The organism is Pseudarthrobacter sp. 05T312 (assembly GCF_056396685.1).
In genome coordinates this window covers 62,337-77,013 of sequence record NZ_JBFTLY010000015.1, presented here as the reverse complement: position 1 = coordinate 77,013, position 14,677 = coordinate 62,337, and the positions used below count along the sequence as shown (strand labels likewise).

Here is a 14,677-nt window from a genome sequence, read left to right as displayed (position 1 = left end):
TACGCGCGGCGGCCTAGCGGCGTTCTTCCGGAGGCCTCCGGTGCCGGTGGTGGAGTTCGTAGTGCTCGAACACGTCGGAGGACGTGCTTCCCTGATGGCCGAACTTTCCGCGAAGTACCTCGGCCAGGTCATCCAAGGCCGCGTAGAGCATCCGGCCGGCGAACCGAAGCTCGGGATTGTCGCTGCCCTTGGCGTCTGACGCCAGTTGGTGGGCGTAGGCAAGGGTGGCCGGCAGGGCACCCCGCTGCTCCACCTCATGGAAGTAGTAGGTCTCGTTGAAGGACAACAGGTCGATGCTCACGGAGGCCACGTTGTCCGCCATCGATTCCAGCAGTCCCGCCGCATGCCGGGCCTCCAACGAGGCAATACCGGACGGTCCCGCCGCCTGGCGGAACAGGTTCAGCTGGTGGGCCAGGGCACGGCGCCTGCTCAGCGCCGGGTAGGTCTGCAGGATCCAGGAAACTGTGGCGGTCAACAGGCCAAACCCGGCAACGGCCTGGAAAGCCATCACGAGTCGAAGGACCGGATGGATGGCCACGATTTCGCCGAACCCCGCAGTGGAAAGCGACACCAGGGAAATGTAGAGCGCCTCGGCAAAGTCGCCATGCCGGGGAATGTCCGCCGCGTAGGAGAAGCCGCCCGGCAGGTGCGGAAGGTACAGCAGGGCCCAACCCACGGCAGCCAGGGCAGCCCACGCGGCGATGACGGCAGCCATGGCCAGCGGCGCGGCGACGGAGGACGCCCCGCCCTGGACTTTCCTCGATATCCGCCAGAACGCCCGCATGATGGTCCGGCCCACTGGACCCGAGCCATGCGGGTACAGCAGCGTCAGGAAGACGTCGGCGATCATCAGCAGGATCAGCGCTGCGCCCACCGCTGTGAAAAGCACGCCTTCGAAGTCCATGCCTCATCTTAAGTGCGGGGGATGGCATGTGAATGCCGGCCTGCTGGCTAGGCTGGCGCCATGGACTTTCGACTTCGCCAGGCCACGCCGGAGGACGCCGAGGCAGTGGTGCTCATGCAGACGCTCGCGCACGAGGAGTGCTACCCGCACCTGCTCTCGCCGGTGTTTTTCCAGCGGCGCAGGGCGGCCATCCCTGAACGGGTGGAACGGCGGCGGGCGTTCCTGGACACCAGCGACCCGCGGATCCTCGCCTTCGACGCCGAGAACCAGCTGGTTGGCTACGCGGACGCCGGCCCCGGCCGGGAGGACGACGCCCCCGAAGCGCTGGAGCTCTACTCCATTTACACGTTCCGGCGCACCTACGGGACAGGGCTGGGGGCACCCCTGGTGAACGCCGCCGTCGGCTCCGGCCCGGCCTACCTGTGGGTGCTGGAAAACAATCCCCGCGCCCTGGCCTTCTACCGGAAGCAGGGCTTCCTGCCGGACGGAAAGCGCAACACCCTGCCGCCCGAGTGGGAGACGCTGCCCGAATTCCGGCTGGTGCGGGCGCGGCTTACAGCGCCCGCGCCAGGGACCGTCCCACGGTCAGGCCGGTAAAGATGCAGCCACCCAGGAAGGTGCCTTCGAGCGCGTTGTACCCGTGCGCGCCGCCGCCGCCGAACCCGGCCGCCTCGCCCGCGGCGTAGAGGCCGGGGATGGGGGAGCCGCTGTGCCCCAGGGCCTGGCCCGAGAGGTTGGTCTGGATGCCGCCCAGCGTTTTGCGCGTCACCACATGCAGCCGCACCGCGATCAGCGGGCCGGCGGCGGGGTCCAGGATCCGGTGCGGCTTCACCGTGCGGAACAGCCGGTCGCCCAGGAAACGGCGGCTGTTGCGGATGCCCGTCACCTGGGCGTCCTTGGAATAGGGGTTCCGTATTTCCGCGTCCCGCTCCTCGATCTGCCGCAGCAGTTGGCCGTGGTCCAGCAGTGGCTGGTCCGTCAAGGCGTTCATCCCGCGGACCAGGTCCGCCAGGCTGTCCGCCACCACGAAGTCCGAGCCGTGCTCCTTGAACGCCTCGATGGGGCCGGACGCGCCGCGGCCCAGCCGGGTCTTCAGCAGCAGCTTGAGGTCCCGGTTGGTGATGTCCGGGTTCTGCTCCGATCCGGAGAGGGCGAACTCCTTCTCGATGATGCGCTGGTTGAGGATGAACCAGGAGTGGCTGAACTGCTGGATGTCCGGCGCGCTCCGCAGGTGGCGGAGGGTACCCAGGGTGTCGTAGCCGGGCAGGCCGGGGGAGGGGAGCCGCCTTCCCAGCGCATCGAACCACAGGGAGGACGGCCCGGGAAGGATGCGGATGGCGTGGCCGGGCCAGATGGGGTTCCAGTTCTGGATGCCCTCGGTGTAGTGCCACATGCGGTCCCGGTTCACCAACCGCACGCCGGACTGGTCCGCGATGTCCAGCATCCGGCCGTCCACGTGCTGCGGCACCCCGGTGACCAGCTTCGACGGCGGCGTCCCCAGCCGGTCCGGCCACCAGCGCCGCACCTGGTCATGGTTGCCGCCGATCCCGCCGGACGCGACCACCACGGCCTGCGCCCGCAGGTCGAACTCCCCAACGGTGTCCCGGGTTGACGATACGCCGCGCGGGGAAGCATCGGGTGCCAGCACCGCGCCCCGCACCCCGGTGACCGTGCCGCCGTCGTACGTTAGACCGTCCACCCGGTGCCTGAAGTAGAACCTGACGCTGCCCGCGGCAGCAGCGTCGCGGGCCTTGTCCGCGAACGGTTCGGACACCCCGGTGCCGGTGCCCCACGGGACGTGGAAGCGGGGGACCGAGTTGCCGTGGCCGCCGGCCCTGCCGTCGCCGCGCTCGGCCCAGCCCACCAGCGGGGTGAACCGGATGCCCTGCGCATGCAGCCAGGAGCGTTTCTCGCCAGTGGCGAACTCCACGTAGGCGCGCCCCCACTGCTGTGCCCACTCGTCGTCCGGGTGGGGGCCGGAGAGCCGGTCCCACTGCGCCGAGCCCTGCCAGTCCTGCCACGCCAGTTCAAAGGAGTCCCTGACGCCCAGCCGCCGCTGCATCGGGGTATCCACCAGGAACAGGCCGCCCAGCGACCAGAACGCTTGGCCGCCCAGGTTGGCGGCGTTCTCCTGGTCCACGATGGCTACGCGTTTTCCGGCGCGGACCAGTTCGTTGCTGGCCACCAGCCCGGCCAGGCCACCGCCGATGATGATGACGTCCGCGTCCATGCCGTACCTGCCCCGGGTTCGAAATCTGCTGTGAATACTGGCCAAGCTATCGCACGCCTGTGCTTGTGATCCGGTTTTCCGTGTCCGCCGCGTAGCCGCCACGGCATGGGGCGTCCGGCCGCGTGTCACACTGGCCCAGGTTTCAGGGAGAAACGGCGGTGGGGACCGCGGATTTTCGAGCTTTCGCTGTGAAAACTGGGCCAGTCTGTCCTCCTGACGTCACGCTGGGCATGCTTTCACGGCAGCGGACGACGGCGAGCCTTGGGTTTCCGGGGGTTCGTCACCGTGGGCGGGTTCAAAGTCTGCTCTGCATGACGCGGCTCCACGCCAGCGCCCCGGGCGGCCATACCCAGCTTGTCGAACGAGTCGCTCCACCCGTTCCGGTGCAGGGCAAGCCGCTCCTCGGTCAGGAACGGTCCCTGCGAGAGCACCACCCGGGTCCCGGTTCCGGTACTCGCCAAGGAGAGGTCCACCACGGTCTCCCGGTCGTCCGGCGCCGGTTCCTCCCAGGCGAAGGTGTAGACCAGGCGCCAGGGCGGATCGATCTCCAGGAACTCGCCCGAGAGGTGGAACGGCTCGCCCTCCGGCGGGGCCATGCGGAACCGGTAGCGGCCGCCCACCACCAGGTTGACGTCCACTTCCGGGATGCTGAAGCCGTGCGGGCCCCACCATTTCGCAAGCCCGGCCGGCTCCGTCAGCAGCCGGAACGTTGCCTCCGGCGCGGACGGCACCGTGCACTCGAGGTTCAGGACCAGGCCGGCTGGTTGCTCACTCATCGTCCCACTCTGCCACCCGCCGCGGCGCGCCGAAAGCAGGGCAGGTCAGACTGGAAGGGGAGGTGCCAGGGCGCCCAGTTCTGCGGACGTGGGTGGATTGGCGCCCGGGCGGGAGCAGGTCATGGCCGCCGCCCTGTTGGCGTAGGCGGCCAACACACGCAGCTTGGCGGCGGTGAGCGCCGCCAGGCGTGGCCTGGCGGCCGCCCCGAGGAGGTCCAGCTGGGACAGGCCGGCGATGAGGGCGGCCATGAACGAGTCACCCGCCCCGACGGTATCCGCCACGTCGATGGTTTCGCCCGGCAGTTCCACGCGGCCCTGCCGGTTCATGACCACCGGCCCGTCCGCGCCCCGGGTCAGGGCCACCACTGCCGGGCCGAGCTTCAGCCAGGCCGCAAGGGAGTCCTCCGGCGCCAGGTCGGGATAGAGCCACAGCAGGTCCTCATCACTTGCCTTAACGACGTCGCTCGCGGCGACGAAATCCTCGACCTGGGCGCGGGCGGCGGCAACGTCAGGACTGATGCCGGGCCTGCAATTGGGGTCGTAGCTGACGGTCGCACGGTGCCGGGCCGCATCCACTAGGGCCCGGGTGGCGTGGTTGCCGGGCGGAAGGACCGTGGCGATGGACCCGGTGTGCACATGCGTGGAGGCCTCGACGGCGGCAAAGGCAGGAAGTGACGCGCCGTTAATGTCCCAGGTGATATCGAAGGCATACGTTGCGGCGCCGTCCGGGCCGAGTGTTGCCGTCGCCGTGGAGGTGGGTGCCGCGCCGCCCCGGACCGGGGCAACGCCGTTGGACTGGAAGTGCTGCTCAACCAGCAGCCCGTAGGCGTCGTCGTCGTAATGCGTCACCAGGCTTGTCGGAAGGCCCAGCCGTGCAGTTGCCACTGCAACGTCCAGAGGGCTGCCGCCGGGATGGGCATGGCGGCCGGCGCCCCGGCCGCGGGTCATCGATGATGTCTACCAGTGACTCGCCGATCACGGTGACCAGGGGACCGCCGGCCGCGAAATCCGTTGCGGTGATGGATGTTGGCCTGGCTGCTTCCTTGCAGGGTGCTGGTGGGGATGTGGTGCCGTAGTCAGCGGCCCGGATAAACCACGGTGATCCAGTTCGACGGCAAGCGGGTGGAGCAGGCCTCGGCCCTGGTCCCGGAACTGGCCGAGGTGAAGCCCCTGCTGGAGCAGTCGGCGAGGGGCATCGAATTCCTGGGCCACACCGCCGTCTCGGCAGCAGCGGCCATCGAAGACATGGGTCAAACCACCGGCCTGCAACGGCTGCAGCACCTGTTTGATATGTTCGCGCTCCTTGCCGGGGCGCCGGAAGGCGACCGCCGCTACCTCGCCGAAGCCTGGTTCAGGCCGCAACTGGACGGCCAGGCTGCCGCCGTCGTCGACCTTGTCCTGGAGTACGTGTTCAGCAACCACGCCGGCAGCATCCGGATGTCCGAGGCCGCTGCACTGGTAGGGATGCCGGAGCCCACTTTTTCGAAGTACTTCAAGCGGGCCACAGGGCAGAATTTCAGTGACCTGGTCCGTAAGCTGCGGCTGGCCCACGCACGGCGCCTGCTCGAACGCAGCGACAAGCCCGTGTCCGAGATCTGCTATGAGGTGGGCTTCTCCAACCTGTCCAACTTCAACCGGCACTTCCTCAACGACGCCGGTGTGACGCCCCGGAACTATCGGCAGCGGCTGCAGGGGTGATTGGGCGGGAGGTCGCCTAGGGTTAAGCTGGAGCCACCCGCACCAGGAACCTGGAGAACACGTACGCCATGGCTGATGACGGAGCACCCACCACACCTTTTGACCGTGCCGTCCTGATTTTCAACCCCGGCCGGCCCGGAATGGGCCAGCGGCTCGAAGAATTGCAGCGGGATTTTGCCATCGACCTGCCGGACCTGAACGTCGACCTGCTGCCGACGGACTTCGCCGGGCACGCCCGTGAGCTTGCGAGAATCGAAGCGGGCCGCGGTACGCCGCTCATCGTTTCGGTCAGCGGGGACGGCGGGTACAACGAGGTGGTAAACGGCGTGATGGATGTGGCCGCCAGCGCGGCAGTCTGCACCGTCCTTCCTGCGGGAAACGCCAACGACCACTACCGGAGCATGCCGGTGCGGACCCTCCGAGAAGCCGTGTCAGCGGGCCGGGTCCGGCGGATCGACCTGTTGCGGGTCACGTTCAGCACCCCGGTGGGGGAGCAAGTCCGGTACGCACACTCATACGTCGGGTTCGGGCTGACTCCCTTGATGGCCATCGGAATCGAACAGGGCGGCAAAGGGAAGATCCTGGAGCTCATCTCCGTTGCCCGCACCCTCTCGGGCCTGAGGCCCTTTGAGCTTGTGCGGGACGACGGGGCCACAGCGCGGTTCGACAGCCTGATCCTGGCCAACATTTCGCGCATGGCAAAGTATGGGACCGTCAGTGAGTCGCACTATCCGGACGACGGCCGGTTCGAGGTGGTGACGCTGCCACACGCCGGGCTGGTGAAAATGGCGTTGATGACGCTCCGCGCAGTCACCCTTGGGCTTGGACATCAGCCGAGCGTCAGCAGTTACGCCTTCTCAACCCGGGAGGCTGTTCCCTGCCAGATCGACGGTGAGGTGGTCTACGTTGAGGCGGGAACCCATGTCCTGGTTGAAAGTGCACCGGGCGCCCTGGCCACTGTCTGAAACCTCTGGCCGCCCGGACAGCCGCCGGAATGCGGCGATGACGAGCCCGACCGTTCTGGAGCGTGGCTAGGGCTGCACGGAGTCGAAGAATCTGTATTCCGGGTCCGGCCGGCCGAGCTCGGCTTCATGGGATTTCATGCGAATAAAATCCACGTCCTGCTGGCAAAGCGTGGTCTCGCCGTGGGCATCGTCGTTGGTGCCTTGGCCTGTGGCTGCGCTGATTTCCGCGGAAATTGTCCGCGGAAGGATCATGCAGCCGGGGTTGGCCAGCAACCACTGCGTCACCGGGCCGGGAAGCCGGTTCCACTGGTCTCGAATTCGGATGTCTGTCATGGGGTGCCTTTCGTGGTGAATGCAGGACGCTGCCACGCCCGGGATGCCATGGTGCCGGCCACGGTGGACGCAGCCGGCACAGGGCGGAATGGCTTAGTCGAAGTGGACCTCGGCGGCGGCCCTGCGAAGGGATTCGAGGCGCTCTTCCTCGACCAGGCCCAACGCATCCAGCTCGTCGCTGCGGTCAGTTCGTTCCTGGGCCGCCTGGTTCGAGATATCACGAAGGATCATGCCCACGAGGTGGGCCAACCCCGCCTTGAGGTCCACCAAATTGGTGTTGGTGATCAGGAGGCGGCGGTCGGAGACGCGGAGCTCCACGTCGCTGTACCCGGCATCGGCCAGGCGCTGCCGGGTACCGGATCCGTGCAGCAGGTCGACCTCACGGGGCTGGGGCCGGCGGGAAAAGACAGCCGGCACGGTATACCGCGTGGGGCCCTGGGCAGTGCCCAGGTCGTGGGGCAACGCGGATGCGAGGACGCCGCTGACCGATAGCGCCGAGTCGGCGCGAACGGCAGAGTCTTGAATGGTGGTCATGGGGGTCTACCAGCCTTCTGAGGGTGCACTGCCGGGTCCCGGGACGCGGGTCGGAGTGGCTGCGCAGGGGACCCGGGCCGGATCGTCTGCAGGGGAGGGGAACGGGTTATGCCGGTCTGGCCCGTGAATCACTTGCGGCCGCCCTCGTTGTACCGATTCCTTGCCGCGCCGACGTCGAACATGCTCGGTACGGCGCGCGCCGGCGGCCGGTCAAGGCTGCCGGAGAATCGGGCTCATTTCCGGGGCAACGGATGTCCTGTCACGATGTCCCGAGATACTTTTAGTCTACGCCCACAAGCGGGTCCGCAGGGCCCGGATCGGGGACCGGATCGCCGAAGGGAGTGCGCTGGCCGGAACTGTAGGCGGAATCAATGACGGATTCGATTTCGTCGAGCACTGTTTGGTTTCCGGGGAGGACCACATGGGCCAGGAATTCCGATTCAAGGGTTGCAATTCCCGCGGCCGCCGCACCGAGCTTGCCGTCGATGGCCATGGCAAGGGCTCGCCAGGATTTGCGGTTGGCCCGTTCGAGGACTTTCGCGTTGGCTTCCTGGATCCGGCTGTCCGCGATGTCCCCGCGTATGGCCAGGGCGCCATCCGACTGCAGCAACGGCATGACAATCCTGAATTGCCTTCCGCCGCCCCTGAAGGCCACGGCGCTCCGCTCCCCCCGCTGTGTGAACAGGATGTCGGTTGCCCCGTAGTCCGTGAGCGCCTGCCTGATGTGTTTCCGGGAAGCTTCGCTGCTGAAGGAGTCGCCGCGGGTGTAAGGGCTTGTCATCTCCTAACTATGCGCCCGGCCGCCACTCTTTCCTAACGTTGCCCTGGCGCATCAGCCGCAGAAGGGCAATGGGCCCGGCGGCCGGTGCAATGCGGTCCGGTGCCGGGTCCATCCACGTCGGGTGAGGGCGATCGACGGGCTCAGGCGCCGGCGTTGTACACGTCCAGTCCAAACCGGTTAAGCCCGGGCGTCCCGGCGTAACCCAGGTAGGGCAGGCCAAACGTGTCCTCGATGCTGGCCAGCAGGCTGTAGTGGTTGTAGGGGGTGGTTGACCAGGTGCCGCCCTTGGTGAACGGGGACAGCACCAGGGCTCCCACCCTGCCGCCGCCCATCCCGGTGATGCCGGGCAGCGCAGCGTTGGGTCCGGGACCTTCGCCGCAGCAGGCGCTGGCGTCGGACTGCGGCCCGTCGGACTCGTCGAAGGTAATGACCAGGACGCCGTCCTGCTTGAACGCGGGCGAGGACGTAATGGCCGGCACCCACTGCTTGAGCCATTCGTCGGCGCTCGCCAGGCCGCCCGGCTGGCCGTCAACGCAAGGGGAGTCGTGGCCGTCGTGGCACAGGTTGGGGGTGATCATCGACAGGTTGGGGGTGGTGGCGGCCGAACCGAGATCAGTCTTCAGGGCGGACAGGTCCACGTCATTCGCTGCACAGTCGGGCGATCCGGTGATCCCGGCGAAGTACACGAACGGGTTGTGCCGCGCCGCGTATTGGTCACCAACCCGTGCCTTCTGCGTGTCGTCAACAGCGCCCGGGGCAGGGTGCCGGCACGGAGTGCCCATGTCCTCCATGTAGCCCTTCCAGGTTTTGCCGGCTTCTTTCAGCTGGCCGGCGACCGTGGGGACGGTGTCGGGGAAGACGCACCCGTCGCCCACAGCCTGGCCGGGGCTCGCCGTGCCGGTGCCCACGAACGGGGAATAGGTCTGGCAGTCAGCCTGCATCTGCGCGTTGGGTCCCTGCCCGGAGATCTGGGCAACATAGTTGGGCTGGGAATTGTGGGCGGTGCCGTAGTACTGGTTCAGCAGGACGCCCTGGCTGCGCAGGGTCTTGGAGAGGTAGGGAGCGGCCGACGCCGGGCCCCAGGTTTCGTCGTAGCCCTTGTTTTCGAGGTTGATCACGAAGACGTGGTTGGCGCCGGGAAGGTAGCCCTGGCTTGGGGACGAGGCGGGGGCTGCGCTGGTGGCGGCGGCCGGGTTGAGGGTGGCCGCGGTCCCGCCGATGGCGGCGGCAAGCACGGCCATGGCGGCCAGGGCGGTGCGGAGTTTCATTTTCACGGGAGCTTCCATCCGTCGGCGAGGGCTTTTTCTTTCAATCCGGACCATTCCTCGGCCGGCGGCGGTCCCACCGGTGTACAGGCGGGACCGGCCTCGAAGGGCGGGACCAGGTAGGTGGGTGCTGCAAGGTTGGCTGGCGTTCCGAAGTCCAGGACCTCGGCGATGTTGCGGGCCGCCTGGTCGCGGGGGGTCAGGGGAGCAAGGTTCCAGCGCCATTCAATGGCCTTCAGGACCGAGGTGTGGTCGTAGACGTCGTGGGCCACGTAGCGGCGGCGTGCCCGGGGCGAGACCACCAGGGACGGCACCCGGAACCCGCGGAGTGCTGTTTCGGGGCTGCTGTCCGGCGCCGTGGTGGGCGGCACGTGGTCATAAAAGCCGCCCCACTCGTCGTAGTTGACCACCAGCATGGTGTTGGCCCAGCCCGGGCCGGACGTGACGGCGTTGTAGACCTCGGCGAGGAACGTTTCGCCGGAACGGATGTCGGCGTGGGGATGATCGTCCCCGGACGTTCCGGAGCCCTCATCGGTGAACCGCGGATCCACGAAGGAGACGGCTGGCAGGGCCCCGGCGGAGCAGTCCGAAAGGAACTCCGCGTACGGGCGGGAGATGCCCTGGTACTTGGTGCCCCACAGTGCCGTGAACGGGATGTCCCCGTAGTAGTACTTGCCCGGAACGCCTGCCGCGGCCAGCCGGTCCCAGATGGTGGGCAGGGCAGAGGTGGCAGAGGAGTTATGGATCCGGTCCGTGGCCGCAGCGTGCTGGTAGAAGCGGTTCGGGTAGGTTTCGGCCATGGTGGCGGCGAAGTAGCGGTCGCATACGGTCCAGTCAGGCCCGGCCTGGCGCCAGAAGTCCAGATCGGCTTCGCCGTAGTAGCCCACCGCGAACTCGTCGTTTTCGCCGGCCCGCAGCCAGCCGTCGTTCTTGCCGTTGTTGTATTGGATCCGGCCGCCCTCGTAGGAGTGGTCCGGGTCCGGGTGGCCGCAGCCTTGGAAGTCGGCCAGGTGGTAGGTGGAGTGCGGGATGCCGTAGCGGTCGGTGTAGCTGAGCCCGGACTGCTTCCCGTCCGCCCCCGGCATCCAGCCCAGGAAGTGGTCGAAGGAACGGTTCTCCATCATCACCACGATGATGTGTTCTATGCCGGAGTCGCCGGGCGCGGGAAGCGCGGGGGCTGTGGCTGAGGCCGGCCGGAAGGTGCTGCCGGCGGCCAGGGTGGTGGCGGCAGCCGTTCCCGCGGCCCCCAGGAAGTGGCGTCTTGAAAGATTCACGTCTGATTCCTTGCAGGTCAGATGGACGGCGACGCGGGCACGCCCCACCCTGGGCCGGTCGCCGGACCGTAAGTTACTGGTCGGTAAGGTTTTTTGCGTTCACCAGTAGATCACGGAGAGGTTACGGCCGGGGTAGGAAACCGGGTCCGTTCACGGAGAGTTCACCGAACGTTTTCGAAGCCGTCCGGCGGGTCGCTGACGGGAGCCTGAGCGCCACTCGCCGTGAAATCCACGCCGTTCGGCGCGCCAACAGTACGTTTGCTGATGATTTGCATGATGATTGCCCAAGGCAAGGGGCCGGGCTCACTCAGGTCTTTCGCCTCTGGATCGATCAGACATCGACGTCATCGACAAGCAAAGGGAAACAACCATGGGCTTCCTGGACCGTGACCACTCCATCGCCCCGCCGGGCTTCAACCGCTGGCTGGTCCCGCCGGCGGCGCTCGCCGTCCACCTGTGCATCGGGCAGGCCTACGCCACCAGCGTGTACAAGACCGCACTGGTCAAGCATTTCGGCGCCAGCCTGACCGAGGTTGGCGTCATCTTCTCCATCGCCATCGTGATGCTGGGCCTTTCCGCCGCGGTCATGGGGACCTGGGTGGACACCAACGGCCCGCGCAAGGCGATGTTCACGTCCGCCATGTTCTGGGCCGGCGGCTTCCTCATTGGCTCGGTGGGCATCTTCACCCGCCAGCTATGGCTGGTCTACCTGGGCTACGGCGTGGTAGGCGGCATCGGGCTGGGCATCGGCTACATCTCGCCCGTGTCCACCCTGATCAAGTGGTTCCCGGACCGGCCAGGCCTGGCCACCGGCATGGCGATCATGGGCTTCGGCGGCGGCGCGCTGATCGCCAGCCCCGTGTCCCAGGCCCTGCTCAAGGCGTACGACCCCAACTCCGGCGCGCAGGGCTGGGTTGCCAGCGGCGATGCCGTGGGCAAGCTCTTCCTGACCCTCGCCGTCGTCTATCTCGCCTACATGCTGTTCGGCGCGTTTACCGTCCGGGTGCCCGCCGACGGGTGGCGGCCCGCCGGGTTCGACCCCTCCAAGGTCAAGGCGGCCAAACTGGTGACCACCGAGAACGTCTCGGCGAAGAACGCCATCAAGACCCGGCAGTTCTGGCTCGTGTGGGTGGCGCTGTTCTGCAACGTCACGGCGGGCATCGGAATCCTGGAGCAGGCAGCGCCCATGATCCAGGACTTCTTCCGGCAGGCCGACGGCAAGTCCCTGGTCAGTGCCGGCGTCGCCGCCGGCTTCGTGGGGCTGCTCTCCATCGGCAACATGTCCGGCCGCTTCGCCTGGTCCGCCACCTCCGACGTCACCGGCCGCAAGCGGATCTACATGGTGTACCTGGGCGTGGGTGCCGTGCTGTACACGGTACTGGCGCTGGCCGGGTCGAGCGCTACGGCCCTCTACGTGGTGCTCGCCTTCATCATCATCTCGTTCTACGGGGGCGGCTTTGCCACCGTCCCGGCGTATCTGCGGGACCTCTTCGGGACCTACCAGGTGGGCGCCATCCATGGCCGGCTCCTCACCGCCTGGTCCGCTGCCGGTGTGGCCGGGCCGCTGATCGTCAACAGCATCCTGGACGCGCAGGGCAAGCCGGGCCAGCTGAACGCCGCGTCCTACCAGCCCGCGCTGCTGACCATGGTGGGGCTGCTGGTGATTGGTTTCGTGGCCAACCTGCTGGTCAAACCCGTGGACGCACGGTTTCACGAATCCCGCCCCGAGCAGCACATGTCCACGAAGGAGGCCTGAAATGAGCAGCACTGCACACACCCACGGCGCGCAGGAGCCGGTCAACAAGTCCACCGGCAGGCTGGTCCTGGCCTGGGTCCTGGTGGGAATCCCACTGGCTTACGGCGTTTTCCAGACCCTCACCCAGGTCGCCGCGCTGTTCGGTTGAGCCTGCTGCGCCACACTGGCCCAGTTTTCAGGCACTAACGCCCGCGAAATCGTGGGGTTTTCGCCGTTCCGCCCCGAAAGCTGGGCCAGCCTGTGCGCCGGGCGTCACGCAGAGCAAGCTTTTGCAGGGGCGGACGACGGCGCGTCCCGTGTTTCCGGGGTTCCGCCGTTGTTCCCGGGCCTAAAGCGTGCCGTCCGTGACGCAGGCGCCACGCAGATTCAGGCCACGGCCGGTTTCATGAGCCGTCGGCGCAGGACGGTTGCGGTCACCCACGTCACCAGGCTGCAGGCAGCGGCTCCCCAGAGGATGTCCGTCACGGCCACCAGCGCGGTGAAGTCCTTCAGTACCGCGAACCCGGTCAGCGCCCAGGTGGCATAGGTGAAGAAGCCGAAGAGGGCCGCCCCGGAGACCCGCTGCCGCAGCGAGGCCCCGGAGTTGTTGGGCCGGACGCCGTAGTGCACCATGCCAGCCACGAACACGGCGTAGAACAGCACCGCGCCGGGCAGGTTGGCCTTGGGTGCCAGCAGGTGGCCGATCTGGCTCTGGTACAGCGGGTTGGCCACCAGCAGGATCCACGCCACGTCCAGGACGGCGAAAATCAGGGCGCTGACAACGTACGCAGTCAACCAGTTCTTGGTTCGGGGGCTCATGGGGGACTCCTTGCATCGGCTGCCGTTCGGGTGCGGTTCGGGAGTGGTTCGCAGCCGCGGCCGGGGGTGGACTGCCTGAACCCGAAAGCAGTACACCTCCACCCATACAATCCCGCGCCCGCTCCGAACAAACAGTGGACAAGGCCACCACGGCTGAGTTGTTGTTGGATGCAACGGTGTCCGCAGGGTGCGGACGGGACCGGCTGTGCAGCAGCGCGCGGCGGGCCAGGGGAAAGGAAGCTGTCTGTGAACCAAAAGAGTCGCAAGGCGCTCATCAGCACCGTCATTGCCGTGGTGGTGGCCGTGCTGATCGCCCTTGCCGGAAGCCAGGGCGGGTCCAGGATTGGCGGCTTCCCGGTGTTCGCGCTGGGGGTGGCCATCGCCTTCGTGATCCAGTGGCTGGTGTTCATCCCGTCCTACAAGGCGCAGACAGAGAAGTTCTATGACCTTACCGGCGCCCTGACGTATATCTCCATCACGGTGTTCCTGGTCCTGGCGTCCCCGGGCGTGGATGCCCGCGGCATGCTGCTGGCGGCCATGGTGGTGCTCTGGGCTGCACGCCTGGGCAGCTTCCTCTTCCTTCGGATCAGCAAGCACGGCAAGGACGACCGCTTCGATGAGCTCAAGCCGGACTTCTTCCGCTTCCTGAACACCTGGACCATCCAGGGCCTCTGGGTGGTGCTCACCGCTGCGCTCGCATGGGTGGCCATCACATCGGACAAGAAGGTGGGCCTGGACTGGTTCTTCTGGGTGGGCCTGCTGGTGTGGCTCGCGGGCATCAGTATCGAGACGGCTGCCGATGTCCAGAAAAACCGGTTCAAGGATGATCCCGCCAACAAGGGCCGCTTCATCAGCACCGGCCTGTGGTCCCGGTCCCGCCACCCCAACTACTTCGGCGAGATCACGCTGTGGGTGGGCGTGGCCATCATCGCGCTGCCCGTCCTGCAGGGCTGGCAGTGGGCGGCCCTGGTCTCCCCGGTGTTCGTGGCGCTGCTGCTAACCAAGGGCAGCGGCGTACCGCCCCTGGAGAAGAAGGCGGACAAGAAGTGGGGCGGCCAGGCCGACTACGAGGAGTACAAGAAGACCACCCCGGTGCTGGTGCCAAAGCTCAAGTAAGGCTTGTCCCGGAAGGACGGCCGACGGCGGCACCCGGGTGGGTGCGGCCGTCGCGCCGGCCGCTGGGGAGTTGAGGGACCTTCCAATCGGCCGTGTTAGGGAAGTACGGTGCCCACCCGGAAGCAGGTACCGGGTACTCGTGACATGTACCAGGGGTACCCCTAGTCTTCGAGGACAGCGCGGTCATGCAGGGGCCGGGTGCGCTGCGCGTGCTGCTGGGGCATGGAGTCTCAACTCCAGGGAGCGA

General features: G+C 67.3%; 16 protein-coding genes. 6 read left to right on the top strand and 10 right to left on the bottom strand.

Features of this window, described 5'->3' with window-relative positions:
- Nucleotides 1-13: 13 nt before the first annotated feature.
- A complete protein-coding gene (locus AC1DIP_RS16805) occupies nucleotides 14-904 on the bottom strand; it encodes a potassium channel family protein (RefSeq protein ID WP_477734408.1) in 891 nt (296 codons plus the stop codon).
- 60 nt (nucleotides 905-964) lie between these two features.
- On the opposite strand from AC1DIP_RS16805, the gene AC1DIP_RS16800 reads away from it, so the two are divergent.
- Nucleotides 965-1,501 carry an N-acetyltransferase family protein gene (locus tag AC1DIP_RS16800; protein ID WP_477734407.1) on the top strand — a complete coding sequence of 179 codons (537 nt, stop codon included), beginning with the start codon at nucleotides 965-967 and terminating at the stop codon, nucleotides 1,499-1,501.
- Here AC1DIP_RS16800 and AC1DIP_RS16795 read toward each other — a convergent pair.
- The 3 genes from AC1DIP_RS16795 to AC1DIP_RS16785 form a co-directional block, all read right to left on the bottom strand.
- On the bottom strand, nucleotides 1,458-3,134 hold the full coding sequence (locus AC1DIP_RS16795) for an FAD-binding dehydrogenase (protein WP_477734406.1): 1,677 nt from the start codon (nucleotides 3,132-3,134) through the stop codon (nucleotides 1,458-1,460). The two genes, AC1DIP_RS16800 and AC1DIP_RS16795, sit on opposite strands and share 44 nt — an antisense overlap.
- A 236-nt stretch (nucleotides 3,135-3,370) precedes the next feature.
- Nucleotides 3,371-3,910, bottom strand: coding sequence for an SRPBCC domain-containing protein (locus AC1DIP_RS16790; RefSeq protein WP_476209662.1), 540 nt, complete (start codon nucleotides 3,908-3,910; stop codon nucleotides 3,371-3,373).
- 45 nt (nucleotides 3,911-3,955) lie between these two features.
- Entirely contained in the window at nucleotides 3,956-4,858 is a 903-nt protein-coding gene (locus AC1DIP_RS16785) for a PfkB family carbohydrate kinase (RefSeq protein ID WP_477734405.1), read from the bottom strand.
- Between the two features lie 150 nt (nucleotides 4,859-5,008).
- On the opposite strand from AC1DIP_RS16785, the gene AC1DIP_RS16780 reads away from it, so the two are divergent.
- Together AC1DIP_RS16780 and AC1DIP_RS16775 are read left to right on the top strand one after the other, a co-directional pair.
- Nucleotides 5,009-5,608: a helix-turn-helix domain-containing protein gene (locus tag AC1DIP_RS16780; RefSeq protein ID WP_477734404.1), complete on the top strand. Its 600-nt coding sequence runs from the start codon at nucleotides 5,009-5,011 to the stop codon at nucleotides 5,606-5,608.
- Nucleotides 5,609-5,676: 68 nt separating this feature from the next.
- Complete coding sequence (locus AC1DIP_RS16775; protein ID WP_477734403.1) at nucleotides 5,677-6,573, top strand: diacylglycerol/lipid kinase family protein; 897 nt, start codon at nucleotides 5,677-5,679, stop codon at nucleotides 6,571-6,573.
- A gap of 66 nt (nucleotides 6,574-6,639) precedes the next feature.
- Here AC1DIP_RS16775 and AC1DIP_RS16770 read toward each other — a convergent pair whose 3' ends face one another.
- The 5 genes from AC1DIP_RS16770 to AC1DIP_RS16750 form a co-directional block, all read right to left on the bottom strand.
- Nucleotides 6,640-6,906 (bottom strand): hypothetical protein, encoded by a 267-nt coding sequence (locus tag AC1DIP_RS16770; RefSeq protein ID WP_476209669.1) that lies wholly within the window; start codon nucleotides 6,904-6,906, stop codon nucleotides 6,640-6,642.
- A 93-nt stretch (nucleotides 6,907-6,999) separates the two neighbouring features.
- On the bottom strand, nucleotides 7,000-7,440 hold the full coding sequence (locus tag AC1DIP_RS16765; RefSeq protein ID WP_477734402.1) for a hypothetical protein: 441 nt from the start codon (nucleotides 7,438-7,440) through the stop codon (nucleotides 7,000-7,002).
- 280 nt (nucleotides 7,441-7,720) lie between these two features.
- Nucleotides 7,721-8,221 carry a hypothetical protein gene (locus tag AC1DIP_RS16760; protein WP_477734401.1) on the bottom strand — a complete coding sequence of 167 codons (501 nt, stop codon included), beginning with the start codon at nucleotides 8,219-8,221 and terminating at the stop codon, nucleotides 7,721-7,723.
- A gap of 140 nt (nucleotides 8,222-8,361) precedes the next feature.
- A complete protein-coding gene (locus AC1DIP_RS16755) occupies nucleotides 8,362-9,489 on the bottom strand; it encodes an alkaline phosphatase family protein (protein WP_477734435.1) in 1,128 nt (375 codons plus the stop codon).
- Between the two features lie 2 nt (nucleotides 9,490-9,491).
- Nucleotides 9,492-10,760, bottom strand: a complete 1,269-nt coding sequence (locus AC1DIP_RS16750) for an alkaline phosphatase family protein (protein WP_477734400.1) — start codon at nucleotides 10,758-10,760, stop codon at nucleotides 9,492-9,494.
- A gap of 370 nt (nucleotides 10,761-11,130) precedes the next feature.
- Between AC1DIP_RS16750 and AC1DIP_RS16745 the strand changes: the two genes are divergently transcribed.
- Together AC1DIP_RS16745 and AC1DIP_RS16740 are read left to right on the top strand one after the other, a co-directional pair.
- Nucleotides 11,131-12,516, top strand: a complete 1,386-nt coding sequence (locus tag AC1DIP_RS16745) for an OFA family MFS transporter (RefSeq protein ID WP_477734399.1) — start codon at nucleotides 11,131-11,133, stop codon at nucleotides 12,514-12,516.
- A gap of 1 nt (nucleotide 12,517) precedes the next feature.
- Nucleotides 12,518-12,664, top strand: coding sequence for an MFS transporter small subunit (locus AC1DIP_RS16740; RefSeq protein WP_477734398.1), 147 nt, complete (start codon nucleotides 12,518-12,520; stop codon nucleotides 12,662-12,664).
- A gap of 218 nt (nucleotides 12,665-12,882) precedes the next feature.
- Here AC1DIP_RS16740 and AC1DIP_RS16735 read toward each other — a convergent pair whose 3' ends face one another.
- Entirely contained in the window at nucleotides 12,883-13,314 is a 432-nt protein-coding gene (locus tag AC1DIP_RS16735) for a DUF2177 family protein (protein ID WP_476209678.1), read from the bottom strand.
- 246 nt (nucleotides 13,315-13,560) lie between these two features.
- On the opposite strand from AC1DIP_RS16735, the gene AC1DIP_RS16730 reads away from it, so the two are divergent.
- Complete coding sequence (locus tag AC1DIP_RS16730; protein WP_476209680.1) at nucleotides 13,561-14,430, top strand: DUF1295 domain-containing protein; 870 nt, start codon at nucleotides 13,561-13,563, stop codon at nucleotides 14,428-14,430.
- Nucleotides 14,431-14,677: the final 247 nt, after the last annotated feature.

Bases quoted from the DNA above. Each gene is read 5' to 3' on its own strand.
- AC1DIP_RS16805 (WP_477734408.1), bottom strand. From the start codon at position 904: ATGGACTTCGAAGGCGTGCTTTTCACAGCGGTGGGCGCAGCGCTGATC.
- AC1DIP_RS16800 (WP_477734407.1), top strand. From the start codon at position 965: ATGGACTTTCGACTTCGCCAGGCCACGCCGGAGGACGCCGAGGCAGTG.
- AC1DIP_RS16795 (WP_477734406.1), bottom strand. From the start codon at position 3,134: ATGGACGCGGACGTCATCATCATCGGCGGTGGCCTGGCCGGGCTGGTG.
- AC1DIP_RS16790 (WP_476209662.1), bottom strand. From the start codon at position 3,910: ATGAGTGAGCAACCAGCCGGCCTGGTCCTGAACCTCGAGTGCACGGTG.
- AC1DIP_RS16785 (WP_477734405.1), bottom strand. From the start codon at position 4,858: ATGACCCGCGGCCGGGGCGCCGGCCGCCATGCCCATCCCGGCGGCAGC.
- AC1DIP_RS16775 (WP_477734403.1), top strand. From the start codon at position 5,677: ATGGCTGATGACGGAGCACCCACCACACCTTTTGACCGTGCCGTCCTG.
- AC1DIP_RS16770 (WP_476209669.1), bottom strand. From the start codon at position 6,906: ATGACAGACATCCGAATTCGAGACCAGTGGAACCGGCTTCCCGGCCCG.
- AC1DIP_RS16765 (WP_477734402.1), bottom strand. From the start codon at position 7,440: ATGACCACCATTCAAGACTCTGCCGTTCGCGCCGACTCGGCGCTATCG.
- AC1DIP_RS16760 (WP_477734401.1), bottom strand. From the start codon at position 8,221: ATGACAAGCCCTTACACCCGCGGCGACTCCTTCAGCAGCGAAGCTTCC.
- AC1DIP_RS16755 (WP_477734435.1), bottom strand. From the start codon at position 9,489: ATGAAACTCCGCACCGCCCTGGCCGCCATGGCCGTGCTTGCCGCCGCC.
- AC1DIP_RS16745 (WP_477734399.1), top strand. From the start codon at position 11,131: ATGGGCTTCCTGGACCGTGACCACTCCATCGCCCCGCCGGGCTTCAAC.
- AC1DIP_RS16740 (WP_477734398.1), top strand. From the start codon at position 12,518: ATGAGCAGCACTGCACACACCCACGGCGCGCAGGAGCCGGTCAACAAG.
- AC1DIP_RS16735 (WP_476209678.1), bottom strand. From the start codon at position 13,314: ATGAGCCCCCGAACCAAGAACTGGTTGACTGCGTACGTTGTCAGCGCC.